The sequence below is a fragment of the Halalkalibacter oceani genome (assembly GCF_023715705.1).
Taxonomy (GTDB): domain Bacteria; phylum Bacillota; class Bacilli; order Bacillales; family Bacillaceae_D; genus Halalkalibacter; species Halalkalibacter oceani_A.
This window is the reverse complement of the sequence record NZ_JAMBOS010000075.1, coordinates 1-543: the sequence shown is the minus strand read 5'-3', so window position 1 is coordinate 543 and position 543 is coordinate 1. Positions and strand designations below refer to the sequence as shown.

1 protein-coding gene is annotated in these 543 nt (G+C 41.8%); it reads right to left on the bottom strand.

Annotated elements, in window-relative coordinates; translation table 11 throughout:
- Window positions 1–543: IS4 family transposase (locus M3212_RS21705; RefSeq protein ID WP_251195981.1), on the bottom strand; the 543-nt coding region annotated here is incomplete at both ends.

The following is a 543-nucleotide window of genomic DNA, read 5'->3' as shown; positions in this document are numbered from 1 at the left end:
TTTGATTGCACACCGCATTCTCACTCTTTCCATAGAACGTTTTGAACGTGAGGTGCTGTTTCATCCATTTGAAAAAGGTCTCGATCTTCCAACGATAACGATATAAGTCACCGATTTCTTCGGCAGATAAGTCAAAACAGTTCGTGACGATCATGACGACGTTTCCTTGACTATCTTGTGTCTCGATTAAGCGCAAGGGATGTGTCATTTTTGTCCCATTTTGCGAGTTACCTAAAAACACTTCTTGGTCTTTCACAATAGGTGAACCTGCTTGTGGAATTTGTTCGGATAGCACTTCGACCTGTGCGTTCTTCTTCAAACGAGTGATAAAGCGAACATCGTGTAAACAGAGATGATCAAATTGTTTATAGTCGATATAACCACGATCAAACAAGTGGATCGCATCCGAATCCATTTCAATGAGATCTCCCATTTGAGTGCGGTCTGCATGCTTAGCTGGTAAAAGAATTCCTTTATCGGGTAAGGTCAACTCTTTGGTAACCACGACTCGTAAATGAAGGCGAATCCCAGCTTTCGTTTTAC